Genomic DNA, 256 nt, shown 5'->3' with positions numbered 1-256 from the left:
CGCGCGCACCGCTTCGTCCTGGCCCACCAGGCGCTCGTGCAGCCGCTGCTCCAGATGCAGCAGCTTCTCGCGCTCTTCCACCGTCAGCTCGTTGACCGGAATGCCGGTCAGGCGCGAGACGATCTGCGCGACATGCTCGGCCTTGACTTCGGCGCTGCCCGAGGCGCGCTCGCGTTCCCATTCCTCGACGAGCTTCTTGAGTTCAGTCTCCTTGGCCTCGATGCGCTTGCCCAGCTCGGCGGCCTTGTCGTATTGC

The 256-nt window shown here is 66.4% G+C and carries 1 pseudogene; it reads right to left on the bottom strand.

Features of this window, described 5'->3' with window-relative positions:
* Nucleotides 1–256, bottom strand: a pseudogene (locus RMT89_RS44165) (hypothetical protein); the annotation flags it as partial.

It is taken from the genome of Streptomyces sp. P17 (assembly GCF_032436805.1).
Lineage (GTDB): Bacteria > Actinomycetota > Actinomycetes > Streptomycetales > Streptomycetaceae > Streptomyces.
The sequence above is the reverse complement of the archived record's forward strand: the minus strand, read 5'-3'. Positions and strand labels throughout refer to the sequence as shown.